The 24,338-nt window shown below is 54.5% G+C and carries 21 protein-coding genes and 1 riboswitch; of the genes, 17 read left to right on the top strand and 4 right to left on the bottom strand.

Annotated elements, in window-relative coordinates:
• The first annotated feature begins 16 nt into the window (after window positions 1-16).
• From DZC51_RS05875 to DZC51_RS05835, 9 genes are all read left to right on the top strand, one after another.
• Window positions 17-1,699, top strand: coding sequence for an SLC13 family permease (locus DZC51_RS05875; protein ID WP_157294447.1), 1,683 nt, complete (start codon window positions 17-19; stop codon window positions 1,697-1,699).
• A 21-nt stretch (window positions 1,700-1,720) separates the two neighbouring features.
• Window positions 1,721-2,452: a carboxymuconolactone decarboxylase family protein gene (locus DZC51_RS05870; RefSeq protein ID WP_157294446.1), complete on the top strand. Its 732-nt coding sequence runs from the start codon at window positions 1,721-1,723 to the stop codon at window positions 2,450-2,452.
• Window positions 2,453-2,455: 3 nt separating this feature from the next.
• On the top strand, window positions 2,456-3,142 hold the full coding sequence (locus DZC51_RS05865) for a CoA transferase subunit A (protein WP_157294445.1): 687 nt from the start codon (window positions 2,456-2,458) through the stop codon (window positions 3,140-3,142).
• Window positions 3,139-3,780 carry a 3-oxoacid CoA-transferase subunit B gene (locus DZC51_RS05860; protein ID WP_157294444.1) on the top strand — a complete coding sequence of 214 codons (642 nt, stop codon included), beginning with the start codon at window positions 3,139-3,141 and terminating at the stop codon, window positions 3,778-3,780. The genes DZC51_RS05865 and DZC51_RS05860 overlap by 4 nt, the downstream gene beginning before the upstream one ends.
• Window positions 3,781-3,796: 16 nt before the next feature.
• On the top strand, window positions 3,797-4,924 hold the full coding sequence (locus tag DZC51_RS05855; RefSeq protein ID WP_157294443.1) for a muconate cycloisomerase family protein: 1,128 nt from the start codon (window positions 3,797-3,799) through the stop codon (window positions 4,922-4,924).
• Window positions 4,921-6,114, top strand: a complete 1,194-nt coding sequence (locus tag DZC51_RS05850) for a thiolase family protein (protein WP_157294442.1) — start codon at window positions 4,921-4,923, stop codon at window positions 6,112-6,114. The genes DZC51_RS05855 and DZC51_RS05850 overlap by 4 nt, the downstream gene beginning before the upstream one ends.
• A gap of 168 nt (window positions 6,115-6,282) precedes the next feature.
• The gene (locus DZC51_RS05845; protein ID WP_157294441.1) at window positions 6,283-7,407 is read left to right on the top strand and encodes an NAD(P)/FAD-dependent oxidoreductase; all 1,125 of its coding nucleotides are present in this window, start codon (window positions 6,283-6,285) and stop codon (window positions 7,405-7,407) included.
• Window positions 7,408-7,519: 112 nt separating this feature from the next.
• On the top strand, window positions 7,520-8,134 hold the full coding sequence (locus tag DZC51_RS05840; protein WP_157294440.1) for a PH domain-containing protein: 615 nt from the start codon (window positions 7,520-7,522) through the stop codon (window positions 8,132-8,134).
• Between the two features lie 198 nt (window positions 8,135-8,332).
• Complete coding sequence (locus tag DZC51_RS05835; RefSeq protein ID WP_157294439.1) at window positions 8,333-9,046, top strand: DUF421 domain-containing protein; 714 nt, start codon at window positions 8,333-8,335, stop codon at window positions 9,044-9,046.
• A gap of 178 nt (window positions 9,047-9,224) precedes the next feature.
• On the opposite strand, the gene DZC51_RS05830 is transcribed toward DZC51_RS05835, so the two are convergent.
• From DZC51_RS05830 to DZC51_RS05815, 4 genes are read right to left on the bottom strand one after another with little or no spacing between them, the layout of a single operon-like run.
• Complete coding sequence (locus DZC51_RS05830; RefSeq protein ID WP_157294438.1) at window positions 9,225-9,983, bottom strand: energy-coupling factor transporter transmembrane component T family protein; 759 nt, start codon at window positions 9,981-9,983, stop codon at window positions 9,225-9,227.
• Window positions 9,964-11,391 (bottom strand): ABC transporter ATP-binding protein, encoded by a 1,428-nt coding sequence (locus DZC51_RS05825; protein ID WP_157294437.1) that lies wholly within the window; start codon window positions 11,389-11,391, stop codon window positions 9,964-9,966. The genes DZC51_RS05830 and DZC51_RS05825 overlap by 20 nt, the downstream gene beginning before the upstream one ends.
• Complete coding sequence (locus tag DZC51_RS05820) at window positions 11,384-11,965, bottom strand: ECF transporter S component (protein WP_157294436.1); 582 nt, start codon at window positions 11,963-11,965, stop codon at window positions 11,384-11,386. The genes DZC51_RS05825 and DZC51_RS05820 overlap by 8 nt, the downstream gene beginning before the upstream one ends.
• 1 nt (window position 11,966) lies before the next feature.
• A complete protein-coding gene (locus DZC51_RS05815) occupies window positions 11,967-12,557 on the bottom strand; it encodes a YkoF family thiamine/hydroxymethylpyrimidine-binding protein (protein WP_157294435.1) in 591 nt (196 codons plus the stop codon).
• A gap of 96 nt (window positions 12,558-12,653) precedes the next feature.
• Window positions 12,654-12,759, bottom strand: a riboswitch (TPP riboswitch).
• Between the two features lie 437 nt (window positions 12,760-13,196).
• On the opposite strand from DZC51_RS05815, the gene DZC51_RS05810 reads away from it, so the two are divergent.
• From DZC51_RS05810 to DZC51_RS05775, 8 genes are all read left to right on the top strand, one after another.
• Window positions 13,197-14,579, top strand: coding sequence for a YopA family protein (locus tag DZC51_RS05810; RefSeq protein WP_157294434.1), 1,383 nt, complete (start codon window positions 13,197-13,199; stop codon window positions 14,577-14,579).
• A 616-nt stretch (window positions 14,580-15,195) separates the two neighbouring features.
• Window positions 15,196-15,741, top strand: a complete 546-nt coding sequence (locus DZC51_RS05805; protein WP_157294433.1) for a competence protein ComK — start codon at window positions 15,196-15,198, stop codon at window positions 15,739-15,741.
• Between the two features lie 108 nt (window positions 15,742-15,849).
• Window positions 15,850-16,104: a hypothetical protein gene (locus DZC51_RS05800; RefSeq protein WP_157294432.1), complete on the top strand. Its 255-nt coding sequence runs from the start codon at window positions 15,850-15,852 to the stop codon at window positions 16,102-16,104.
• Between the two features lie 86 nt (window positions 16,105-16,190).
• On the top strand, window positions 16,191-17,381 hold the full coding sequence (locus tag DZC51_RS05795; RefSeq protein ID WP_157294431.1) for a M20 metallopeptidase family protein: 1,191 nt from the start codon (window positions 16,191-16,193) through the stop codon (window positions 17,379-17,381).
• A gap of 250 nt (window positions 17,382-17,631) precedes the next feature.
• The gene (locus tag DZC51_RS05790) at window positions 17,632-18,456 is read left to right on the top strand and encodes a response regulator transcription factor (protein ID WP_157294430.1); all 825 of its coding nucleotides are present in this window, start codon (window positions 17,632-17,634) and stop codon (window positions 18,454-18,456) included.
• Entirely contained in the window at window positions 18,453-19,430 is a 978-nt protein-coding gene (locus DZC51_RS05785) for a HEAT repeat domain-containing protein (protein ID WP_157294429.1), read from the top strand. Before DZC51_RS05790 ends, DZC51_RS05785 begins: the two co-directional genes overlap by 4 nt.
• Before the next feature lie 53 nt (window positions 19,431-19,483).
• The gene (locus tag DZC51_RS05780; protein WP_198304071.1) at window positions 19,484-20,905 is read left to right on the top strand and encodes a glycosyltransferase family 2 protein; all 1,422 of its coding nucleotides are present in this window, start codon (window positions 19,484-19,486) and stop codon (window positions 20,903-20,905) included.
• Complete coding sequence (locus tag DZC51_RS05775; protein WP_157294428.1) at window positions 20,902-24,084, top strand: hypothetical protein; 3,183 nt, start codon at window positions 20,902-20,904, stop codon at window positions 24,082-24,084. The genes DZC51_RS05780 and DZC51_RS05775 overlap by 4 nt, the downstream gene beginning before the upstream one ends.
• Window positions 24,085-24,338: the final 254 nt, after the last annotated feature.

Here is a 24,338-nt window from a genome sequence, read left to right as displayed (position 1 = left end):
GATAGGGGGAACTTCCATGGGGAATCCAATGACGGCAATTAGCCGCATGCTATGGAACTCACATAAACGAACAAAGGATACGGTCACTTTTGCAAACGTAAGAAGTGAACTAAGCGCGGCGGAGGCGGTCTCTGAATTGCCGAAAGGGGAGGCAGTTCCAAGGAAAACCGAAAAAGCCAGGACTGGCGGCTCCGAGGAGAAGAATCAGAAGGATGCGTATAGCCTGACCCAACTGATCGGGCTATTATTGGGACCTGTACTATTTTTCAGCATCATCTTCCTGTTGCCGCTGCCCGGTCTATCACCTGAGGGTCGTGCGGTATTAGCGATCACAGCCTGGATTGCCGCGTGGTGGATCACTGAAGCGGTCCCTCTCGGAATTGCTTCATTGATGCCGCTGATTTTATTGCCGGTTATGGGGGCAGTCGATGGAGCAACGGCCGCATCGGCGTATGGCGACTCGCTGATCTTCCTGTTTATCGGCGGATTTGCGCTTGCGCTGGCACTAGAGAAATGGAATCTCCATGAGCGAATTGCATTGACAGTCATCAGCGCGGTAGGGACGAGCACATCGGGACTTGTTTTAGGATTTATGCTGGCGACAGGATTCATTTCGATGTGGGTCTCCAATATGGCGACCGTCATGCTCATGATTCCGATAGGGACAGCGATCATTGCAAAAGTCGTTACTTTAATGAAGGAAGACAATGTGTATTCGCAAGAGGAAGAGACGAAATTCACGAAGGCGATCATCTTTGCCATCGGATTCGGCGGAACGATCGGGGGCAGTGCCACACTGATCGGGACACCGACGAACCTTGTGCTTGCAGGTTTGGCGAAAGAGCTTCTGGGCATTGATATTTCTTTTGCAACGTTCTTCGCATTTGCCTTCCCGCTCATTGTTCTGCTCATGATTTTCGGTGTGTTTTACATTACGAAAATTGCCTATCCGATGAACGTCAAGAAAATCACCAATGGGCGATCATTTGTCCTGGAGCGAAAAAAGGAACTTGGGAAAATGTCTTATGAAGAGAAAATCGTCCTGTCCATTTTCGCGTTTACTGCGTTCATGTGGCTTTCCCGGACATTCCTTTGGCAGGATATCATTCCGGGGCTGAGCGATACGATGATCGCGATGGTCAGTGCGGTCATGCTTCATGCCATACCGGCTTCCAAAGAGAATGGCGGCCGTATTCTTGAGGCGGACTCTTTGAAAAACATGCCTTGGGGTGTCCTTCTTCTGGTAGGAGGCGGGCTGGCCCTTGCTGCAGGCTTTAATGGAACAGATCTTGCCGGCTGGATCGGCGGACAGTTGCTGTCACTTGAAGGAGCTTCTTATCTGCTGATTTTGGCGATTCCGACGTTGCTGGCTACCGGGATGACACAAGTGGCTCCAAACACGGCGACGGTCACCATCCTACTGCCAATCGTAGCGGCCTTGGCACTCGCCATTGATGTCCACCCGCTGCCTGTCATGACTGCAGTGGCGATGGGGGCAGGCTTTGCATTCATGCTTCCGATCGGGACGCCTTCAAACGCAATTATCTTTGCCACCGGAAAAATCACCATGGTCGATATGCTGAAAAAAGGGTCATGGCTGACGATTTTGGCATTTATGCTGATCATTCTATTCGTTTACTTTGTACTTCCGCTTGTATTCGGCATCAATCAGTACGAGTACCCGGAAGCCCTTAAGTAATAAAGGAGTGTATGGAATTCAATGAGTGAAGCACTGGAGTATTTCAGAAAAGTTTATGACACTGTGCCGGGCTGGGTGCAGAAGATGCACGACTACAGTCCGGAGGTGCTGGATACATACACCGGCATCCGCGGGGAAATCATGCAGGACGGTGCGCTTTCCCGCAAGGAAAAGGACGTGCTGATCGCAGGCATGAACGCGGCGCGGCTCTATGCCCGCAGCATGGTGTATCACACGAAGGGCGCCGTCGATTTCGGCAGTTCGGTTCCGGAAATTGTGGAGTACTTCCTGACTGCATACGTGTATAAGGGCGTTCCCGCACTTCAGACGGCAGTGGAAGCGGTCCGCTATGCACTGGAGCTGAACGGGAATACCGTGCCGGAAGCTGAGGGCAAGGATGCTGAGGAGATTCTTCGTGAAATCATCGGATGGCTGGACGGGGAAGACACGACTTATCTGGAAGACGTCCTTTCCCTTGTGGAATCCGGAGACCAGAATGCAGTTGAGCGGAAGATCCTGGACAGCGGACTCGTGCCGGACAGGCTGAAGCTCCTCAACATGGTCGGAAACCATATCGTCGAGTTGGACGGAAAAGGCGCCGTGCAGTGGATGGAGCGCGCGCGGCAGGCGGGCGCTACAGAGGCCGAGCTTGCGGATGTCGGCTATATCTGTATCCTGACGGCAGGGATCCCGGCCTGGTTTGAGCTGAGTGATTCATTGAAGGCAGCCGCAGAAACAAAGTCGGAGGGATAAACGATGACGAAACGAAAACAGAGCGCGGCAGAAGCGCTTGAATGTGTGAAGTCAGGGGATACGATCCTCGTCGGCGGATTCGGCCTGATCGGCGCGCCGCTCACATTGATTGATGAACTGACCCAAAAGGATGTTGATGGACTGACGATTGTCTCCAACAACCTCGGTGAGTCTGGCAAGGGTCTCGGGATTTTGCTGAATCAGGGCAAAATCAAAAAAGGTATCGGTTCGTACTTCACTAGCAACCGGGATGTCGGCGACAAGTACCAGGCGGGCGAAATTGAACTAGAGTTGCTGCCACAGGGGACGCTTGCTGAGTCCATTCGTGCCGGTGGAGCAGGCCTCGGCGGCTATTATACAACGACCGGAGCCGGGACGGATCTTGCAAAGGGTAAGGAAGAACGGGAAATCGACGGCGTCACGTATGTACTGGAAAAGGCGATCCGCGGCGATGTCGCGCTGATCCGCGCGCACAAGGCGGATACGCTCGGCAACCTCGTTTATTACAAGACGGCACGGAACTTCAACCCGCTCATGGCGACGGCCGCAAAGACGGTCATCGTGGAAGTGGATGAAATCGTCGAACCGGGTGAACTGAATCCGGAGGAAGTCGTCACGCCCCATCTGTTCGTCGATGCCATCATCGAAGCGAAGCAAGTGCTGACGAAGGAGGGAGTGGTGACCGTATGACGACGATGACAAAACAGGAATTGCAGCATATGATCGCACAGCGCGTGGCGAAGGAACTCCAAGGGCCGATGAGCGTCAACCTCGGCATAGGCATCCCGACGCTCGTCGCGGAATACATGGAAGACGATGATATTTACCTGCACACGGAAAACGGCCTGCTCGGCGTCACCGATGTTGAGGAGGAAGACATCGACCCGAACCTTGTGAATGCCGGCAAGCTGCCGGTCGGTGAGGCGGTCGGTGCCGCGTACTTCAACAGCTCCGAGTCGTTCGCGATGATCCGCGGCGGCCATGTGGATGCGGCGATTCTCGGCGCTCTGCAGGTGGATGAGCGCGGCGTGATCGCCAACTGGGCGGTTCCAGGCAAGAACATCATGGGCGTCGGCGGCGCGATGGACCTCCTTGTCGGGGCGAAGAAAGTCTACGTCACGATGACCCACACTTCCAAGGACGGCTCGCCGAAACTGCTGAAAGAATGCACATACCCGATCACCTCGACGCGCAGCGTGGACATGATCTTCACGGAACTGGCGGTATTCGAAGTGACGGAAAACAAGCAGCTCCGCCTGGTCGAACTGATGCCGGGCGCGATAATCGAAGAAGTACGCGAAAAGACGGAAGCGGCATTTATCGAGTGAAAAGGGGGCAGTTGAGATGATCATCCAATCGGTTCATGTGGCCATTCTGGACCTTCCGACGATCCGGCCCCATCAGCTTGCGATGCATACGATCACCGAACAGGCGGTCGTCGTGGCGCGGGTAAGGGACGAGGAAGGCCGTGAAGGCTGGTCGGAGATTGCGACGATCGGCGGGGCATCATACGGCGAGTCCACTCCGGAAGCGATCAAGGCGAACATCGATACGTACATCACGCCGCATGTGATCGGGCAGGACCCGATCCGCTTCGGAAAGATTATGTACGACATTTCCATCCATGTCCGCGGCAACCTGCACGCGAAGGCACTGGTCGAAAGTGCGATCGTCGACCTGGCTGCGCGCCAGCAGAACATCCCGGCTTACCAGCTGTTCGGCGGCAAAATCCACGACGGCCTGCCGGTCGCGTGGACACTGGCAAGCGGCGACACCGGCAAGGATATCGAGGAAGCCAAAGAGTACCTTCATCAGAAGCGGCATAACATCTTCAAGCTGAAGATCGGCAAGGGCGACCCGATGAAAAACGTCGAGCATGTGCTTGAAATCCAGAAGGCGGTCGGCGACCAGGCAAGGCTCACGGTCGATGTGAACCAGGCATGGGATGAAGACACGGCCAACCAGTGCATCCCGATCCTCCAAGACGGCGGCATCTCGATGATCGAGCAGCCGCTCCCGGGCTGGAACCATGAAGGGATGGCGCGACTTGCCGACCGTTACCGGGTTCCGATCCTCACAGACGAAGGCGCGACATCGATCCAGGAAATCTTCCATATCGCCAAGCACCGCGCCGGAAATTCCATTGCGCTCAAGGTCGGAAAGACAGGCGGGCTTACGGCGGTCAAACAGGCGGCCGGCATCGCGGAAGCGGCAGGCCTTGGCCTTTACGGCGGCACGATGATCGAATCGGACCTCGGCACGGCGATGACGGTCCAGCTGTATTCGACGATGCCGCCGATGAAGTTCGGCACCGAACTTTTCGGTCCGCTTTTGTTCAAGGATTCGATCACGACAAACCGGGTCGAGTTCAGGGACTTTAACGTGATCGTTCCGGACGGTCCCGGCTTCGGCGTCGATGTCGACCATGAAAAAGTGGAACATTACTCACGTGAAAAAGGGGTGCTTGCATGAAGAACGCAGTCATCATCGATTCCGTCCGTACGGCGATCGGCAAACTGGGCGGCTCGCTCGGCAACGTGCCGGCGAACTACCTGGCGGCTCACGTCATGGAGGCGCTGATCGACAGGACGGGCATTGATAAAGAAATCGTGGAAGAAGTCATCCTCGGGCAGGCCAAGCAGAGCGCGGATGAGTCGAATCTTGCACGGTTGGCACTGCTCCGCGCAGGTCTTTCTGCGAGTGTGCCGGGGTACACCGTCCACCGCCAATGCGGTTCGGGCGTCCAGGCAGTGAACTCCGCTGCCCAGCAGATCGGCATGGGCCTGAGCGACGTCATCATCGCGGGCGGCGCAGAGTCGATGAGCACCGCGCCGTATTATGTGAGCGGCGTGCGCTTTGGTGTAAAGGCCGGCAACACGATCCTGAAAGACCCGAACACGGAAAGCCAGCCGGGCTCCCAGCCGGTTGAAGAGTACGGCAACCTGAACATGGGCATAACCGCTGAAAATGTCGCCGAAAAGTACGGCATCTCCCGCGAGCAGCAGGACGAATTTGCTTTGCTCAGCCAGGAACGTACCGCGGCGGCAATCCGGGAGGGACGATTCGAGGAAGAAATCATTCCGTATGCCGTCCAGGAACGCAAGCAGACGATCGACTTCAAGACAGACGAGCACCCAAGGGAAACGAGCCTCGAGAAACTCGCCAAGCTGAAGCCGGTCTTCAAGGAAGGCGGCACGGTCACCGCGGGCAACGCCAGCGGACGGAACGACGGCGCCGCGGCGCTACTAGTCACGAGCGAAGAAGCGGCCGAGCGCTACGGACTCACACCGAAAGCCCGGATTGTGGCGCAGGCATCTTCCGGATGCTCGCCTGATATCATGGGCATGGGCCCGGTCGGCGCAACACAGAAAGCATTGCGCCAGGCAGGCCTTACGGTCGCAGACCTCGATGTCATCGAGCTGAACGAGGCATTCGCCGCGCAGGCAGTCGCCTGCATCAATGAACTCGGCCTGGATCTCGAGAAGGTCAACCCGAACGGCGGCGCCATCGCACTCGGCCACCCGATCGGCGCGACCGGCGCGATCCTCATGACAAAACTGTTACATGAACTCGAGCGCACCGGCGGCCGCTACGGCCTCGTGACGCTCTGCATCGCAGGCGGCATGGGCATTGCGACGATTGTGGAGAATCTGAGAAGGTAAATTGGAAGCCATCGCTTTTACAGAGCGGTGGTTTTTTGTTGTTGTATAAATGGTAACCACTTGTTTGGCTAGGGTATGCCACTTCGTATTTCTCCTGCTTGGTTCTGTTGAAGAAAGTGCTCGCCTAAAATATACTGAAAATTAGAATAGAGGATTAGGAGGGACACAATGAAAGTTGCCATCATCGGAGCGGGCATCGTCGGGGCAAGCGCCGCCTATCATCTGAGCAGGCGGGCAGATACTGAAGTGATTCTGATCGACAAGGACCAGCAAGGGAAAGCGACACTGGCTGGAGCGGGGATCATCTGTCCATGGGTGTCCCATGTTGAGAATCCTGATTGGTATCGGCTGGCGAAAGAGGGGGCGAAGTTTTATCCGGAACTGGTCCGGCATCTTGAAGAGGACGGAGAAAGCGGGACCAGCTATAAGCGGGTCGGCGCGCTTTGTGTGAGCGACCGGCAGGAGGAGCTTGACCGGATAGAGGAGGCGGTGAGGGCGAAGAAGGGTGAGGCGCCTGAACTCGGTGAGGTCCTGCGGCTGGATGCCAAGGAGACCCGACGCAGGTTCCCTCCATTAAACGAGGAACTGGAGTCCGTCTTTGTGTCGGGTGCGGCCAGGATCGACGGCCGGCTCCTGCGCGAGGCCATGGTGCGGGCGGCAGGGAAAAACGGGGCGCGCATTGTGGAGGGAGAAGCGAGTCTCGTATCGGATGGGGACCGGCTGACGGGTGTGGCTGCAGCGGGCGAGGTCATCGACGCTAACCAAGTGATCATCACTGCAGGCGCCTGGGTTCCGGATCTTCTGGAACCGCTCGGTGTGCGGGTGAACGTGCAGCCGCAGCGGGGGCAGATTCTTCACATTGATATGCAGGATGAGGACACGTCTGACTGGCCGGTCATCCTGCCCCAGAGCACTCACTACATGCTGGCGTTTGACGATTCACGAGTGGTCGCAGGTGCCACAAGGGAGACCGGGTCGGGATTCGATTATCGGCAGACAGTCGGTGGGGTCCATGAAGTCGCGGGTGAAGCGCTCCGGATCGCTCCGGGACTCTCGGAGGGCACGCTTAAGGAAGTCCGGATCGGCTTCCGGCCTATGGGGGAGGATTCCCTTCCACTATTAGGGAAGCTTGATGAACCACGGCAGGTTATCGTGGCGACCGGGCTTGGACCATCGGGACTGACAATGGGGCCTTACGTCGGCTATCTGGCCGCCTGTCTGGCGATGGGCGAGGAGACCGGAATGGATTTGAGTGTTTATCATCCATTGCGGGGTGCGTCAGTGAACGGATGATGTGATCGTGACTGTGTCAAGTGCATCGGCAGCTCCTATATTTTGGTCCGAAGCACCTCCTATGAAATGATATACTGAAAGTATATTTATATAGAGGAAGAGGGGCTGCACCATGCTGAAGAAAATCGCTTCCGACGCGCTCGGATTGTCGGATATCGGGAAGATCATCGGACCGGCGGACTATGACAAGACGGACGCCGATGATTATATCCGCCATGAAGACAACGAGAAAATATATTTCCTGATCAAGACGAAAGCGGACGAGTACTGCTTCACGAATATCGCGTTCATCCATGTGGACGGGGACACTGCAGTGTCTTCCAAGCGGACGCTGAAGCGCTACGCGTACTCGCAATACAAGTTCGCGGATGTCACACTTGAGACCGCCGGGAAAGTCGACCTTGATGTCGAAATCAAGTTTACATTAGGCAACCAGGCATACAGCATCGATGTGGACAAAAAGCAGCTGGATCAGCTGAAAGACCTGTACAAGGCGCTCGTCTACATTGCTGAAGTCACGCACGAAAACAGCATCCAGATGGACATGGCGACACAGAGTCTCGACAGGGCCGTTCAGGTGCTGCACAATGCGCGACCATCCGACGTCCAGCTTGCGGACCAGTACAAGCAGCTCACCGAGTTCGGTTTTGACTGGATGCAGCAGGCGCGTGCCAAGTATCATGAGAAAGACTTCGGAGACGTGTTTGAGAAGTATATTAATAATTGATGGATGGGAGAAGGCGTGTGGCGCCTTCTCTTTTTGTTAGGAGTGCGCATAGATTCGCCGCGAGCGCGCATAGAAACCCTGGAAGCGCGCATAGAACCGCAAAAACCGCACATAGAAACCTATGCGCGCTCAACAAAAGTCTAAATCGTCGTCCCCTTTGGGCACACTGGCTGAAAACAACCGAGAGGGGCGGAGCCGGTGGAGTTTTTTCATGCCCAGGAGACACTGACCGCCACGCAATGGATTTTGCGGGCGGTTGTTTCATATTTTTTTCTGCTGATTGTGGTCAAGGTTATGGGGCAGCGGTCAATATCGCAGCTGAGTCTGCTGGACTTTGCAATTGCCATCGCAATCGGGAACATCATCGCGCATCCCCTGTCAGATGAAGGACTTGGTCTGAAAGGATCGATGATCACCATGGTCGCGCTCGTTGTCCTCTATTCGGCAAGTGTATTTGCCGTACTGAAATCCGGCCGCGTTCGGGACTTTGTCCTGCCCCGCCCGATTCCGCTCGTGGAAAAGGGACAGCTCGTTTACCCGAACCTGAAAAAAGCCCGCATCACGATTGACTATCTGCTTTCCGAAGCGCGGAAGGCGAAGATTGAGGATATCCAAAAGCTGTCGCTGGCACTCTGGGAGCCAGACGGCACCATCTCGTTTTTCGAAAGTCCGCAATACCAGGGGCCGACCCGGAGCGATTTTGATATAGTGCCTGAGCCATTTGATTTGCCCGTGGTTGTTGTGAGGGAAGGGGAAATTGACCGCAAAGCGCTCGGGGAGAAGGGAAAGGATGAGGCCTGGTTGATGTCCGTCATAAAAGAGGAGCACTTTATTACCTTGGAAGATGTCCTGCTTGCGACGATGGAGCGGAGCGGGAGAGTGAAGGTGTTTGTTCGGGGAAGAGGCAGTTGATCGCTCATAGGACTGGGAGAAGCGCTCGTAGAAGTCCGAGAAGCGCTCATAGAATCACCGCGAGCGCTCATAGAACTGATAGAAGCGCTCATAGAAATCTACGAGCGCTCAATCTCAAGAGAAACTTAAATTAATGCATAACGAAAAAGCATCCGACCACCGAGGCCGGATGCTTCATTTATTTCCCCATAATCAAACCGGCCGCACAACTTACGGCCAACACCGCCAAAAACACACCCGCCAATACATAATCACGGCCGCTCACTCTTACAGGTCGATAAAATTCCTTCCTTCGCTCGCCGGTAAATCCTCTCGCTTCCATCGCGAAAGCCGCGCGTTCGGCTTTCCGGACGGCTCCGGCAAGCATCGGGATCAGAAGTCGTCTTGTGCCGGCAACCCGCTGCCACCAGTGCCGGTCCTGACTTACCCCCCGAAGGCGCTGGGCCTGACGGATCTGGGTGAGTTCGTCTTTCAGGACGGGCAGGAACTGGTAGCCGACCATCGTGCCGTAGGCAATTTTCGGTGGCACCTTTAGTTGCTGCATGAGGCTCATGACAAAGGTGACCGGGTTCGTGGTGAAGGCGAACAGCAATGACAGCGTTGAAAAAGCCATGACCCTAAAAGTCAGTGACCAGGCATGTGCCCATTGCTCGTCGGTGACTTCGATCCCGGCAAATGAGCCGATGACTTCACCGCCGCTGTCCGCTCCGAATACGAGTGTCGTCCATAGATAACCCACGGCGCCGAGCGTGAAGGGCAGCATCATCAGCGCCCATAGCTTCCAGTTGATCCGGCTCATCGTGAACTGCAGGGCCAGAATTCCGACCCAGAACAGGAGCGGTGTCCACGGATTAAAGAAGAAGGCCATCGTGAGCATCGAGACGGTCACGATGATGAACTTCACGGACGGATTCATGTCATGCAAAAGTCGGCTCACGGCGGTCCGCTCCTCTCGGCGGGAGGAGATGGTGCTCGTCCAACAGTGACGGGTCGGCCCACACGTCCTCCGCCCTGAATTTCCCGGTCAGCCTGCCGTCATTAATTAGAAGGATCGAGTCGGCAACGGCCGCAGCGAACTCCATGTCGTGGGTGATGATCAGAAACGTGATGCCTTCCCTCGAGCGCTCGTTGATGAGTGAAAACAGTTCCTGCAGGCCTGCCGTGTCCTGGCCGGATGTCGGTTCGTCCATGATGATGACCGGACGGTTGTCGGCGAGCATGGTGCCGATTGCGATGCGGCGTTTTTGGCCATGGCTGACCGAGAACGGATGTGCATCCCAAATGGGAGTGAGCATCAGCCGTTCTGCTAGATCGTTCAGCGTTTCCGTCGTAGCCAGGCCAGAGAAGGCGAGTTCATCAGCGACGGAATTCGTCAGAAACAGGAATTCCGGTGATTGAGGGACGTAGCCGGTGCCGGGCGACCGGACGGTGCCGGAATGCTTGTAAATGCCGCAGAGCGCCTTGGCGAGCGTTGATTTCCCGCTTCCGTTCGGCCCCGCGATGACCGCAATTTCACCTTCTTCAACATCGAATGACAGAGGAGCGAGAAGTTGCTTACCGCTGATTTCTACCGACAGTTCTGTAACGGAGAGGGCAGGCCTGCCGGTCATGCCGGTCGCACTTTGCGGAAATGCCACCGGAGCTTTTGAATCGGACGGATGATCCGCAATCATCTGTCCGTCTAACCCGAGGACAATCTCTCTTTCGAAAAAACGTTCCCACAGATCAAGCCGGTGTTCCACCGCGACAACCGTCAGGCCGGTCTGCCGTTGTAGTCCGTCCAGCCACTGGACAAAATTTCGTGCGGTCAGCGGGTCGAGGTGGGCGAGCGGTTCGTCGAGAAGAAGGATTTCGGGCTCCGAGATCAGTGCGCAGGCGGTAGCGACCCGCTGCTTCTGACCGCCGGACAGGGACTGGATGACCGACTGGCGGAAGTTCGCGAGTCCCGTCTGATCGAGCACGTCCACAATCCGGCGCTCCACGTCAGCCCGGGGGACCCGCAAGTTTTCCAGCGTGAAGGCCAGTTCCTCCTCGACGGTCGTCATGCAGAACTGGGAATCCGGGTCCTGGAAAACGGTCGCAATCCGCCGGTTGATCTCACCGGGGCGGTAATCATCCGCACTTTTCCCAAACAGATGGATATCACCCTCATCAATACCGTCACAGTTGAGGGGATAAAGGCGGTTCAGCAGGTAAAGCAGAGTGCTTTTGCCGCAGCCGCTCGGCCCGCTGATGACGACCCGCTCGCCTCGTTGAATCTCGAACGTCAGACCGTTCAAGGTGTTTTCAGGATCATCCGGAAAGCGGAATGAAACGTCAGCAAGTGAGATGACGTGCTCATGCACCGGCCCCACCCTGTTTCGTCCGCGAGATGGCGTACCCGCGGAGCGCACCGGTTGCGAGCAATCCGTCAGCAAGATACTTGCCGCCGATTCCCGCAATGATGGCGCCGCTCAGCACGCGCAGCGTGAACATGAGAAGCACGAACGACGGGTCCAATGCGGCATAACCCGAGACAAAGTAACCGTACACGAAGCTGAACACTGCAGCGCCGGCACCCGCGAGCATCATGACCGCCAGATTAAAGTGGCGGTAGCGGGTTGCGGCAAATGCGGCTTCCGCACCGAGGCCCTGGATGACCCCGGACAGAATCAGACGGGGGCCAACCGCATTGCCGAGCATAACTTCAATGATGGCGGCAATCGTCTCCGGCAACACCGCGGCACCGGGCTTTCGAATAATCGCCATCGATAGGATCGACACGATGAACCAGATGCCGAACATCCATTCATAGGCGATCGGCCCGATCAGGCCGGCCCAAATGTTTCCGAAGTGGATGGCAACGAGATAAACGATGCCGAATACCACGCCGAACAGGGACATCAGTACAATCTCTTTCAGTTTCCATGACTTCAGCATGTCATTTCCCTCCGTGGGACGGACTGTTGATGCTCATCGAGACCGTCATGACGAGGTGACGGTGCTCTTCGGAGCGGGCATGGGTGAACGTTTCCTCATAGAAGTCGAACACGTCATGGATATCCCCGTGGATTCCGCTCGCGTAATGCATCGACTCATTGAACACGCCGCGCTCCTTCGCACGCTCCACTTCACGATAAATCACCGACATATAATCCGGGTTGTTCATCGGATATAGTGCAAACTGCGACGATACATATTGTTTGGTCGGGTCGTTGTTCAGCGGCTCATCCGGCTTGTCCAGGAACGCGTCCCCGGTTGTGTCTCCCGGGCAGCCAGCGGAAAAGGTGCCGTTCAATGCCACATGAACGCCGGTCTTCGCCGCATGGAGTGCAAGCGCCTTCGCCACATTGAACACATGCACCTGCTTACCGCGGATGACCGTCGACACATCATCCGTGTGCATCCATACCGTAGACGTGTCCACCTCTTCAAGCGCCCCCTTGATGACCGCAACAAAATCATCGGTCATCGGATTCAGCGTAAACCGGAACCCCACAATCGGACTGACCCCACAATGCAAATTTTCCATTACTAAAAACCCCCTTCTGAAAAATGAACACAAAAAAGCTGCACCCGTGAAGATGCAGCCGTAATTTCAGAAGTTGCCCAGATTGATGAGGGCGTCATGAAAATCGCCGCACTTCCTCACGCAGGTCCTAACCTGATCGAGTTCTAAGGGATCGGAGCAGCGCTCTCATCTCAGCCCATAACGGGCACCCCCAGTGCAAATGACGGTATGCAGTTTAATGTGTCTCGGGTCGCCCCGATGCCTCCAGTGTAGAGGATGGGAGTGGGGAAGTAAAGGGGGCTTGGAAGTATTAAGAGCCTAGGTGAGAGAGTACGGTTCCCATAGAAATAAGTTAACTGAGATGAGACTTGCAGTAAACTGTCGATTAAACACAATCTGTGTAGAAATGATACGAAATGTTCGGACTTTTGTTCTATATTTTCAGGGTCAACCGAATGCTATGATAAAAAAACATTAGGAGTTTCCTCATAGAATTGGGGAGATAGGTATGAATTGCACGAGAAGTCGGATGCGGTCGCAAGATGGAGTATCCTAAAGGCAGTCGCCGGTGGGAATCAAGCCTGTTCGACAGAGCCTAATAAGTTTTGGCGACGAGGTATTAGAATGACGGGAATGAGAATGGAGAGGAGAAAATCGGTAATGAACGTAGAATCGGCTCGTCGGAGGCAGGCGGTGCGGTTATCCAAGGAAAAAGCGGGGGATTCGGCAGATGTGGAGGATGCATTGGTCTCTCCACTCAAAATGAACTTTGTCAATCAGGCAGTGCATCTGTATTCGGGCGAGTTTTCATTGGAAGACGGAATAGAGATCTTTCAGCTTAACGGCCAGGTTACGCTGAAGTGGTACCCGGAATCGAAGATTGAGTGGGCTGGCACCATCACCGGGCTGGGCATCTCCGTGGAGAAAGCCGAAAATCTTCTGCAGGAGTCCGTTTTCCGCACCTACAAAATCATGACGCCGACCGGATTCCGGGGAGAAGCCTTCATTAGCCGATTCGATATAGAGAGTGGCGAGTTAGCCGGGTCCATCAGTGGGGCGTTCAGCCAGCCGTTGCGGCCGGCTGAACGGCTTCAGTTTTCAGTCGTTAACTTCTACGGAACAGCAGGCGAGCCAATCCGCCATCTGAATCTGGTTTACAGGGGGAGAATGCGGGTCCGGCATGGAGCATATCGGATCCTGTTCGACCAGGTCCATAACTACGATGAGACGTATCGAAGTCTGGATGAACTGGGTGGATACGGGGTGACGCACGCGGGTCTCATCGAAAGGACTGACGGTCAGCCGGCCGACCCGAAGACGGTCAATGAACTGATCGACGCACTGAATTGGGTGCTGTCCTTTAATGCAGGCCGTTCCGTTGGCATTTGCAGCATCCACGGCAGTGACGCGCAAGGCAACATGTTCAAGCAGTACCGGGTCCCGGCGGTCGACAGTTGGAAAAACCAGGCCAATTGGTGTCCCGGTGTCGGGAACGACCCCGAGGACAAACTTGGTCGCCTGGTCGAAAATGTGATGGGGAAATTCACGATTCCGCACTGGCAGCAGACGCTGCCGCGACTGCTGCATTGGTATCTCAGTGCGAAATCCGCGGGCTTTGCAGAGAATCGTCTGGTATCCGTACACGCCGCATTGGTAAAGCTGGCATGGAAAGTGCTTGTCGAAGAAGAAAAGGTCCTATCCGCCCAGGAATTCGAGCGCTTCCCCGTCGATATGCAGATTCGTCGACTACTTCAGTTCTGCGCAATACCGGCTGCCATTCCACGCCACACGATACGTGTAGGAGGCTACGCAGACGGCCCGCAGCTGATCGCTGCATATTATAAAGAAACCATTCACGCCAACCGGCGGAACCTCCAGGCTCTCAGCGACCGTGACAAGGAAGCCATTCTCCAGCTTGGCGTCCAATATCTCGAACTTGCGCTTCTCCATTTGCTGGGATACACCGGCCGGTACAACAACCTGCTGCTTGGCGGGGAGCGTCCGGGCAGACTTGAGCCGGTTCCTTGGATAAAGAGTTTGTAAGGCTCTAAATAAGTGGAATGAGATCTGGGATCACCCGCATGTATTGCCGTTGGGTCGGTGACGTTGAAGCCGGCTGAAGGTAATTTCGTCATTCATCCTTCCAATCTCGTCATTCGGCCGTTTAATCTCGTCATTCGTTCCGATATAGTGGCCGAATGACGAAACTCAGCACGTGAATGACGAAATCAAGTCCACGAATGACGAAACCTCCGGAAGCCCTGGTCACCCGCCGCCGCCATGTAAAATCATTCCGAAATGAGCAGGAATCAAAGCCGTCACTCAGAAATCTGAGTGGCGGCTCTTATTGTGGCCTTAATTCATGGCAGCCTTTTCACGCTCAACGACAGTTTTTAGCAATATTCAACTTTAATTGTCAAAATAGATAGACTTTTATCATTGTAATTATCTATAATGAAATCAGAAAGGGAATCATCACTCATTTATTCCAATGATTTGGATTTTCATGGGTCATTTGCTTCCTAGTCAGTCCGGTTCCTTTTTCTTAGTCGAGGGGTGTGAGGTGAAGGGAATGAAGTGGCTGGAAAGTTGTACATAAGTGCGCAAGGCATTTGCGGAAAAAGAAAGTGGTGAAAATGATATCAAAGGGGATGGGGGCATGAGAACGGCCATGTTCTTGATTGGGCAGGAGACAATGGGTATTGTTCCGGAGTATGACGCATTTGGCGACCTGCACGCCAAGGTGCTGCTGCCGGATGAGTATGTGACGGTCGGGGAAAGCCCGACGCAACTGATTGACCGCACACTTCGGACACAGGGAACCAGTTTTCGGGGTGCGCGGGACGGCGCCAATTACATCCTGTCAAGAACACATAATACGCCCGTCCGGATCGAAGGGGAGAAGACGATCATCCTCTTCCCGACCACTTCGCCCTCACGCGAAGATTGTACCTGGTTTGCCCTGCACCACATTGACCGCTATGAGGCGGTGGAAAAGGGGAAGACCTGCGTGACGCTTACGAACGGCCACACCGTCACGCTGCCTGTCAGCCAATTCAGCTTCCACAATCAGTTCCAGAAAGCCCTCCGGTTGAGATATCAGCTTGTCGAGCGCAGGCAAACCCGGATGCTCCTGATCCGGGAGCCGAAGAAAAGCTATCATCTCGTCAAGCGGGATGGACAACGGAACTTCGAGGATCACTAAAACATGCCCCTGCTCAACGGAGAGCGGGGGCTATTTTGCTTCAGTAACTGTCGCCTTTCATCCAATGGAGTCTATCTAAATGGAAAGATTCCGGAAGGGGCTGATTGGATGGAACCGAGGACACGGGACGGGTTGTACCGGATCGATCCGGTGAACGAGATTCTCTTTTTCTACGATTCGAGGATTGCGCAGCTTGATCTGTTTGCTTATGGCTGCCTGATTGAACTGATCGGGGAGTTTGGAGAAAAGGAAGTGCTTGGTGTGCTGCGGGTTGCCGCTTCGGAGCGGCGGACAGGCGGGACAGTGCTGGAATGGGCGGAAGGCAGGTTGTCGGATCGGATGAAAGGCAGGAGTGGAGAGTAGGAATCTCATACATATCTCCGGGCGGTTGAGGGTAATGGAAGATTATCGGGAGATACCAATCCAACCCATAAAGAACGGAGGATTTGATGGAGATTCAAGCGATTGTTGACAAGATCAAAGAGGAAATGATCCGGATCCGGAGGCATATCCATACGCATCCGGAGCTGAGCCATGAGGAGTTTGAGACCACCAAGTTCGTGCAGGATCAGCTGAGGGATACGTCAATCGAATGGCAAGATCTCGGCCTTGAGACGGGTGCAGTCGGGCTGATGCACGGGAAAGCCGGTGACGGACCAGTCCTGATGCTTCGGGCTGACTTGGACGCACTGCCGCTCATGGAGGAATCCGGTGTTGAGTTTGCGTCTGAAAAGCCGAACGTCATGCATGCCTGCGGCCATGATATCCATACGACTGTGCTGATCGGAGCGGCAAAGGTGCTCGACCGGACCCGCGATGAATGGAAAGGGACGATTAAGTTTGTTTTCCAGCCGTCCGAAGAGAAGGCAGGCGGCGCCTCCGAGCTGGTCGAAGCAGGAGTGCTTGAAAATCCGAAGCCGGACCATGCCGTGTGCCTGCATACATGGCCATCGACCGATGCAGGGAAAATCGGCATCCGCCCCGGCCCGATGACTGCGGCGAACGATACGTTTGAAGTGATGGTGAAAGGCACCGGCGGCCACGGGGCCCATCCTGAGAAAGCTGTCGATCCCGTGCCGGTTGCGGGCGATGTCGTGGACCTGTTCCAGCGGATCATCTCCCGGAATCTTTCGCCGTTCGACCCCGCCGTCATCACGGCAGGCCAGATTGACGGGGGCACGGCCAATAATGTCATCGCTACTGAAGTGAAGGTCTCAGGAACCGTGCGTACACTCAGCCAGTCGACCCGGGACTACATCAAAAAGCGCATGAAGGAAATTGCCCACCATGTCGCTGCCGCTTCAAATGCGGAGGCTGAGGTCGAATTCAAGGGCGCAGGCTGTCCGCCGGTCATCAACGATCCTCACCTGACCGGCCAGCTCGAGCAGTCACTGAAAAAGCACCTCGGGCAGGAAAATATCGACTACCTGAAAGAGCCATCGACAGGCAGCGAGGATTTCGCCTATTACCTCGAACAGGTTCCGGGTCTGCTTTTCCGTCTCGGCACGAGGGACGAAGAAGACAGCCGTACCCACCTCTCATTGCACAACCCGGGCATCGTCTTCGATGAACGGGCGATTCCGACGGGAATCATTGCCATGAGCGGATTTGCAATCGATTACCTGAATGCAGTTCATTAACAAGGAAGCCGGCCGCAGGGGCCGGTTTTTTTGTTTTCTGAAGAACAGGAAAATGTGCCGTCGGGTGGCAGGTGTTTCTTCCCATTTTTTATGCCTGTTACAGGATAGAAGGGGGACTTGTCGAAAAAAGCTTGCCGATTGTGGGCGGGATTTATATGATATTGGGAATAATAAGGAACTTTATTCCGCCTAATAGATATTTTTCCTGTCCGGCGGGGTAGTGGAGTAATAGAGAAAGGGAGGGAAGCGGATGGTACCGAATAAAGCGGGGACACAGGCAGTTCTGAAAGAGCCATACATACAATATGTTTTTGACCTGCTGAAAGCAAATGCCCTGCGGGGACGACGTGTCATGGTGATGGTCCTGATCCGTGCAGAGAGTGAAACAGCTTCAGAAACGGCTTTCCGTCTCCAAAGCCTGGTCCGTTCGACCGATGTGCTTTTTGAAACGGACCGCCAGGACGAGCGGGGCGTGCTGTTGCCTATGAGCGGAGCGGATGAAGCAAGAAGTTTCCTGAACCGTCTGTTCCGGGAAACGGGAGAAATCAAAGCGGCTGTTCTCGAAATCTTTCATCCGGATACGGAACTTCGGGCTTCAATCGAAGACATGCAATCGGCAATCGATCGTGAAGAGGGAGCTATAACGTTCATGGCCCCTGTGAGTCAACGTCCGGAGGAGGAGGTTAAGGTGAGTGTCCTTGATCCGGATCCGCTGTTTCGTGATGTGCTTGGCATGGCGCTTGGACAACTGGACACGCCTGCAGTACGGCTTGAAGTGAAAACATTTGGTGACGGACGGTCATTTCTTCAATCGGGATGGACGGCGTCAGCCCATTCCCATCTGGTTGTCATGAATGATCTGCTGCCGAGACAGAACGGACTGGATGTGTTGCATACACTCCGTTCCCTTCCGAACGACGGGAAATTCACGATTCTGATGATGACACGCAGGAATTCGGAAGAGGACATGACCTATGCCTATGAGAGCGGCGCTGATGGTTATCTGATCAAACCGTTCAACCTCAGGCTGTTTGAGGCTCAGGTCAAACGGCTGCTCACGAGGTTATGGTCATGATCGGCGTACCGGTGACCGCTGTGTTTTTCGGGGTGATGCTGCTGTTCCTGGTTTTGGCTGTGATGACCGTCTATCTATTCGCCGCCCGTGATTCACAAGAAAGAAAAATGAAAAAGGCGGATTCCTATCTGTTACGTAATAGTAAAAGGTGGTATCAGGTTCTTCGGGGCATTGAAACTGCATCGCAAGAACTGGTGCCGAGTGATGAAGCGGAACTTGCCGCTGTTGAAGAGATCTTCCGTGCTTACCTGACCAACGTCTCGGGAGACAAAATCAAGGAGAGGATCCAGGAATTTGCCGATGTTCATCTGGCACCGTTTTACCGGAAGAAGCTGAAGAGCCGGAACTGGAGCGAACGGATGAACGCCCTCTACCGGATCGAAGACTTCGGCATGGAAAGCCTCATCGGCGATGTGCGCAGACTCGAACGCAAAAAACTCACTGCCGATGAGCGGTTTCAACTGCATCTGATCGACCTGCAATTCCGTCCGGACGGCTTTATGGAAAGGAATGCAACACGTCTTGGTGATCTGTCCGAGTATGAGGCACGCCAATTGTTTTTCCTCATGCCGGAACATGTATTTAACGAGACTGTCGCGATGTTCGGCAAACTTGCTCCCGTTCTGCAGTACGGATTGATTGAAGTGCTCGGAATGCGACAGGATCTTATGAGATTGCGGTTCCTGGAAGAGCTATTGGACAGTTCTGATCCGGAGATCAGAATTCGTGTACTCCGGGCAATCGATGCATTCGGCATCCGGACACCGGACCGGATTCTTGAGCGTGCATTTGATTCGCCGGTCTGGGAGGAGCGGTTCCTCGGGGCCCGGATGCTCCGGAGAGTTCCTGCGGATGAGGCCGCCCGTTATGCCTCCCGCATGCGCGATGATCCATCCTGGCTGGTCCGGGAAGAAATCCGCGCATTGTCAGTGAGGCAACGTTCCCCCGAAGGGAAAATGGCGGTCCTGCGTTAAGTAATACAAACTGATAAAAATAAACGATCAGCCTGTGAAAGGAAGCGAACAGGATGGAAAATGTAATGGAATGGGTAATGAAGTTTTTTGGAGTGGTCATTTTTACATACATGACCATTGTGATCCTGGCTTACAGCGGAATGTTCCTGTTCGCTTTCCTCGACCTGAAGCGCCAGCGCCGCCTTGACCGCCGTGAGCTCGATGACCAATTTATCGATGCCTTTTATTCCAAGCCGGTCACGGTTCTGGTGCCGGCCTATAACGAGGAGGCCGGTGTGGTCGGAAGCATTCACTCGCTCCTCAACCTGAATTATCCCCAAACTGAGTTGCTCGTGATCGATGACGGTTCGACAGACAGGACTGCGGAGGTGGTCATTCGCCAATTTGACATGGTGCGGGCTGAAAAGCCTACCGAATCCCGTTTGGATACCAGGCAGGTACGGGCCGTATACCGTTCCCAGGTTCATCCGAATCTCTGGCTGATCAAAAAGGAAAACGGAGGGAAAGGAGACGCGCTCAATGTAGGGATCAATTTTGCGCGTTATCCGTATTTCTGTACGATTGACGGTGACTCGATCCTGGATGGGAATTCTCTTCTTCGGGTCATGAAGCCGATTATGACTTCGGACGGCAAAGTCGTTGCCGCGGGCGGGAATGTCAGGATTGTCAATGGGATGGCCGTTGACCATGGCGTCGTTTCAGACATCCGGCTGTCGGGACGCCCGCTCGTCGTGATGCAGGTTGTCGAATACTTGAGGGCCTTTCTCATGGGGCGGATTGCCTTGAGCAGGCTGAACATGGTGCTCATCATTTCGGGTGCTTTCAGCGTGTTTTCAAAGAAATACGCCTTTGAAGCCGGCGGCTATAATACGGAGACGATTGGCGAAGACATGGAAATGATCGTGAAAATCCAGCGGCTCATCAAGGACAAGAACATGGATGCAAGGGTGGAATTTGTGCCCGATCCGGTCTGCTGGACGGAAGCACCGCAGTCACTCGCTGTTCTGCGAAGACAGAGGAGGCGATGGCATCAGGGGCTGCTTGAGAGCCTCTGGCGGCACAGGGGGATGACGCTGAATCCGAAGTATGGCAGTGTCGGAATGCTGTCTATCCCTTATTTCTGGCTGGTTGAATGTCTCGGGCCGCTGATTGAGTTGGGCGGCTATCTGTATGTGATTGCCGCATTCTTCATGGGCGGCATTTATTACGAATATGCAGTGCTGCTCATGCTGCTGTTCATCCTGTATGGCACCGTCTTCTCGATCGGCTCCGTGCTGCTGGAGTCCTGGAGTTTGAATGCTTTTCCGAAACAACGGGATGTGCTGCGCATGATGGCATTGTCACTCACGGAAGTTGTCTGGTACAAGCCGCTGACCCTGTTTTGGCGAGTCGAAGGGCTTGTCCGATCCATGTTCCGCATCCGTTCCTGGGGGGACATGGAGCGTGTCGGCGCAACAAAGGGGATGTCTGAATGAAGAAGTTTTATCTGATTGTCGCTCTGGCACTGATTGTCCTGATTCTGCCGGTCATCCTCTGGTTTGCAAAGGACAGCCGGCCGATTTCGGTCACCGTGATCGACAAGACGGTTCCCGATGCTTCCTATCGGGAACATCTGGGGCTGATGTGGGCGATGAACCATATGAAGATTGTCCGGCCGGACGGCAAGGCATATCAAGCAGACCTGGACTACGAGGGCTTTGTTCCGGATGAGGAGAGGCAGACTGATGAAATCCGCCCTTCCGCAACGGATTACAGGGATACGGATGTCCTGTACATAGCGGATACATATGGCGTCTACAAGGAAGATCTTCCGCGGGAGGGGGCAGGAAGGACAGGTGCCCGGTCAGAGAAGATTGACGGCGGTCTTACCGGTGAGGAATGGGATGCAGTGGAACAGCGGATGCAGTCCGATGATCCGCTGCTTCTGATCGCCGAATACAACACGTTTGCCTCGCCGACCCGAAAAGATGTGCGGGACCGGATCATGTCAAGTCTGGGTGTTGACTGGGATGGATGGACCGGACGTTTTTTTGATGAATTGGATTTCAGGAAAAATGATGAGATTCCGGCATGGCTGGTGAAACAGTTTGGAGAAGATTGGAAGTACGAGGGTCCGGGCTTCCTGCTGGTCAATGATCTGACCGGAGAGTCGGTTGTCCTGGAGCGCGACTTGCACCTCACTGGAGAAGGCATCCGGCTTTCTTTCACGGAAGAGGGAAAGGAACGGTTTGGCATCGATAAAAGTCCACGGTATGACTATTGGTTCGATATTGTGACGCCTGCCGACGGTGGTCAGATGCTGGCCGGATATGACTGGGGGCTGACTGATGAAGGTCAGGGCCTGCTACGGGAGAATGGAATTCCAACCGAGTTCGCGGCCATCGTCTCGAAAAGGTCGGGAGCTGCCGAAAGCATTTATTTTGCCGGAGATTACAATGATGTACCGTCGGTGCCGGTTTTCTATCAGATTCAGGGGCTTCCTCAAGTGTATCGTGTGCTGAATAGCTTCTCCGATCAATCGTTTTATTGGTCAGCTTATATACCGATCATCGGGGCGTTGCTGGACGGATTCGGAAAAGAGGGGACGGAAGATGTGCAGGATGCGAAAGCGGAAGGGGACGACGGGGTGTATTCGAGAATTTCCGGCGACCGTCTGGAAGTATTCAAAGACGGGAAGTGGAAACCGCTCACGGTCAAGGGTGTGAATATCGGCATGGGCAAGCCCGGCCACTTCCCGGGCGAGGCTGCCATCACAGAGGAAGAATATGCACGCTGGTTCGAGATGATCGGAGAGATGAACGCCAATACCATCCGTATTTACACGCTTCACCCGCCGGGCTTTTACCGTGCACTGAAAGCCTATAATGAATCGCATGACGAGCCGATTTATGTCATGCATGGTGTATGGATCAACGAGGAGAAACTGGAAGAGTCTCTGGATGCTTTCGAAGAGGAAAATCTGAAGGATTTCCGTGAAGAGATGCATCGGGCCGTGGATGTCGTTCATGGGAATGCGGATTTTCCGAAGCGGCCGGGCCATGCATCGGGTTTTTATGATGCTGACATTTCACAGTGGGTCAGTGCATGGATGATCGGGATTGAATGGTATCCGTACATGGTTCAGGGGACGAACGAGAAACATGACGGAATCGGTGAATTTGACGGGAAGTATTATCGGACAGAAGGGGCCCGGCCGTTTGAATATTGGATCGCGGAGCAGATGGAGTGGCTGACTGCCTACGAATATGAGGAATACGGGGCACTCCGTGCGATGAGTTTTTCAAACTGGCCGACGACCGATCTTCTGGATCACCCGGCCGAATCCGCCGAGCAGGAGGACCTTGTCCCGGTCGATCCGAACCTGATTATTGCGAAGGGTGAAATGGAAAGGGCCGGAATGTTCGCATCTTATCATGTCTATCCATACTACCCGGACTTCCTGAACTACGAGCGCCGCTATCTGGAGTTCCGTGACCATCGCGGTGAGCAGAACAACTATGCCGCTTACCTGAAAGAACTGCATGAGGCTCACCGGATGCCTGTCCTGATTGCGGAGTTCGGAATTCCCGCTTCCCGCGGAAAGGCTCATGAGAACCCGAGCGGCTGGAATCAGGGCTTCATGTCAGAACAGGAGCAGGGCGAGATACTGAAGCGACTGTATGAAGACATCCTGCATGAGGGGATGCTGGGCGCTCTCGTATTTACATGGCAGGACGAATGGTTCAAGAGGACTTGGAACACGCTGGATTACGACAATCCCGACAGGCGGCCATTCTGGTCGAATGCCCAGACGAATGAGCAGCAGTTCGGGCTCCTGAGCTTCGACCGTTTGAAGGTGAAGATTGATGGGGAGGCATCGGACTGGAGCCGGGACCCGTTGTATAAGAAAGAGGACGGACCGATTCGTGCTTTATACGCCGATCATGACGAGCGGTATTTATACCTGAGGCTTGATATGGAACCCGGGGACGAAGGGCACCCGATCGTCCTTTTGGATACGGTTCCCGATCAGGGGAACACGTCAATTGAAGGAATAAAGGGTGTGGAATTTGCAGACGGTCTGGAGTTTATCGCAAATCTGAATGGCGAAGAATCAAGGCTCCTGATCGATCCTTACTATGATTTCCATCACTATCTATATGGGAAAAAACTCGGCATGATCCCGGATGTCGAGCGGGTGAATGACAGTGGCCGGTTCATTCCGGTCGAATACGTTCTCAACAAGGAATATCAGGTTGCAAACGAAGGCCGGACCATTCCTTTTACGGCTTATGAGACAGGGAAGTTGCGTGAAGGCAACGGTAATCCGGAGTCCCATGATTATGATTCTCTGGCTGATTATTACGAAGGGAACGGCGTAATCGAACTGCGTCTTCCCTGGCTGCTGCTTCAGTCGAAGGACCCGAGCAAGAAAGAGTTCATGGGAAATCTCGCCGAAGAAGGGGAATCAGCCAGTGCCTTTATCAATCAAATTGGTTTGGGTGTGTTGATGGTCGGAGAAGAGGGAGAAGTGATCGATTCGCTGCCGGAGGCTGATCAAGAAGAAATCGGAGCACTCCAAGGATACTCATGGGATGACTGGGATCTCCCGGAATCAGAGGAACGGCTCAAGCAGTCATACGAGATCATGAAAGAAACATTTAATGAAGAATAAGAAAGAAGGAAACCGGCCCCCATGGCCGGTTTTTATTTTGCCGGAGAAATCAGGATGCTAAAGACGATGACGCACTTGACCACAATTCCGGAGGCTGCCGCCGAGCCTTATTTTTTTTGTGGGCGCTTGTCCATTCAGGAGGGGTTACTCCGCGAAGGAACCAGTCCCGTTCTATGCGTTGGTCCATGCCTGGGAAGATGGTCCTGAATATAAATAGGGTCAGCGGTGCTTCTGCATCCGAACGAGAAAGGGAG

It is taken from the genome of Bhargavaea sp. CC-171006 (genome assembly GCF_009761675.1).
Lineage (GTDB): Bacteria > Bacillota > Bacilli > Bacillales_A > Planococcaceae > Bhargavaea > Bhargavaea changchunensis.
This window is presented reverse-complemented; position numbering and strand designations above follow the sequence as displayed.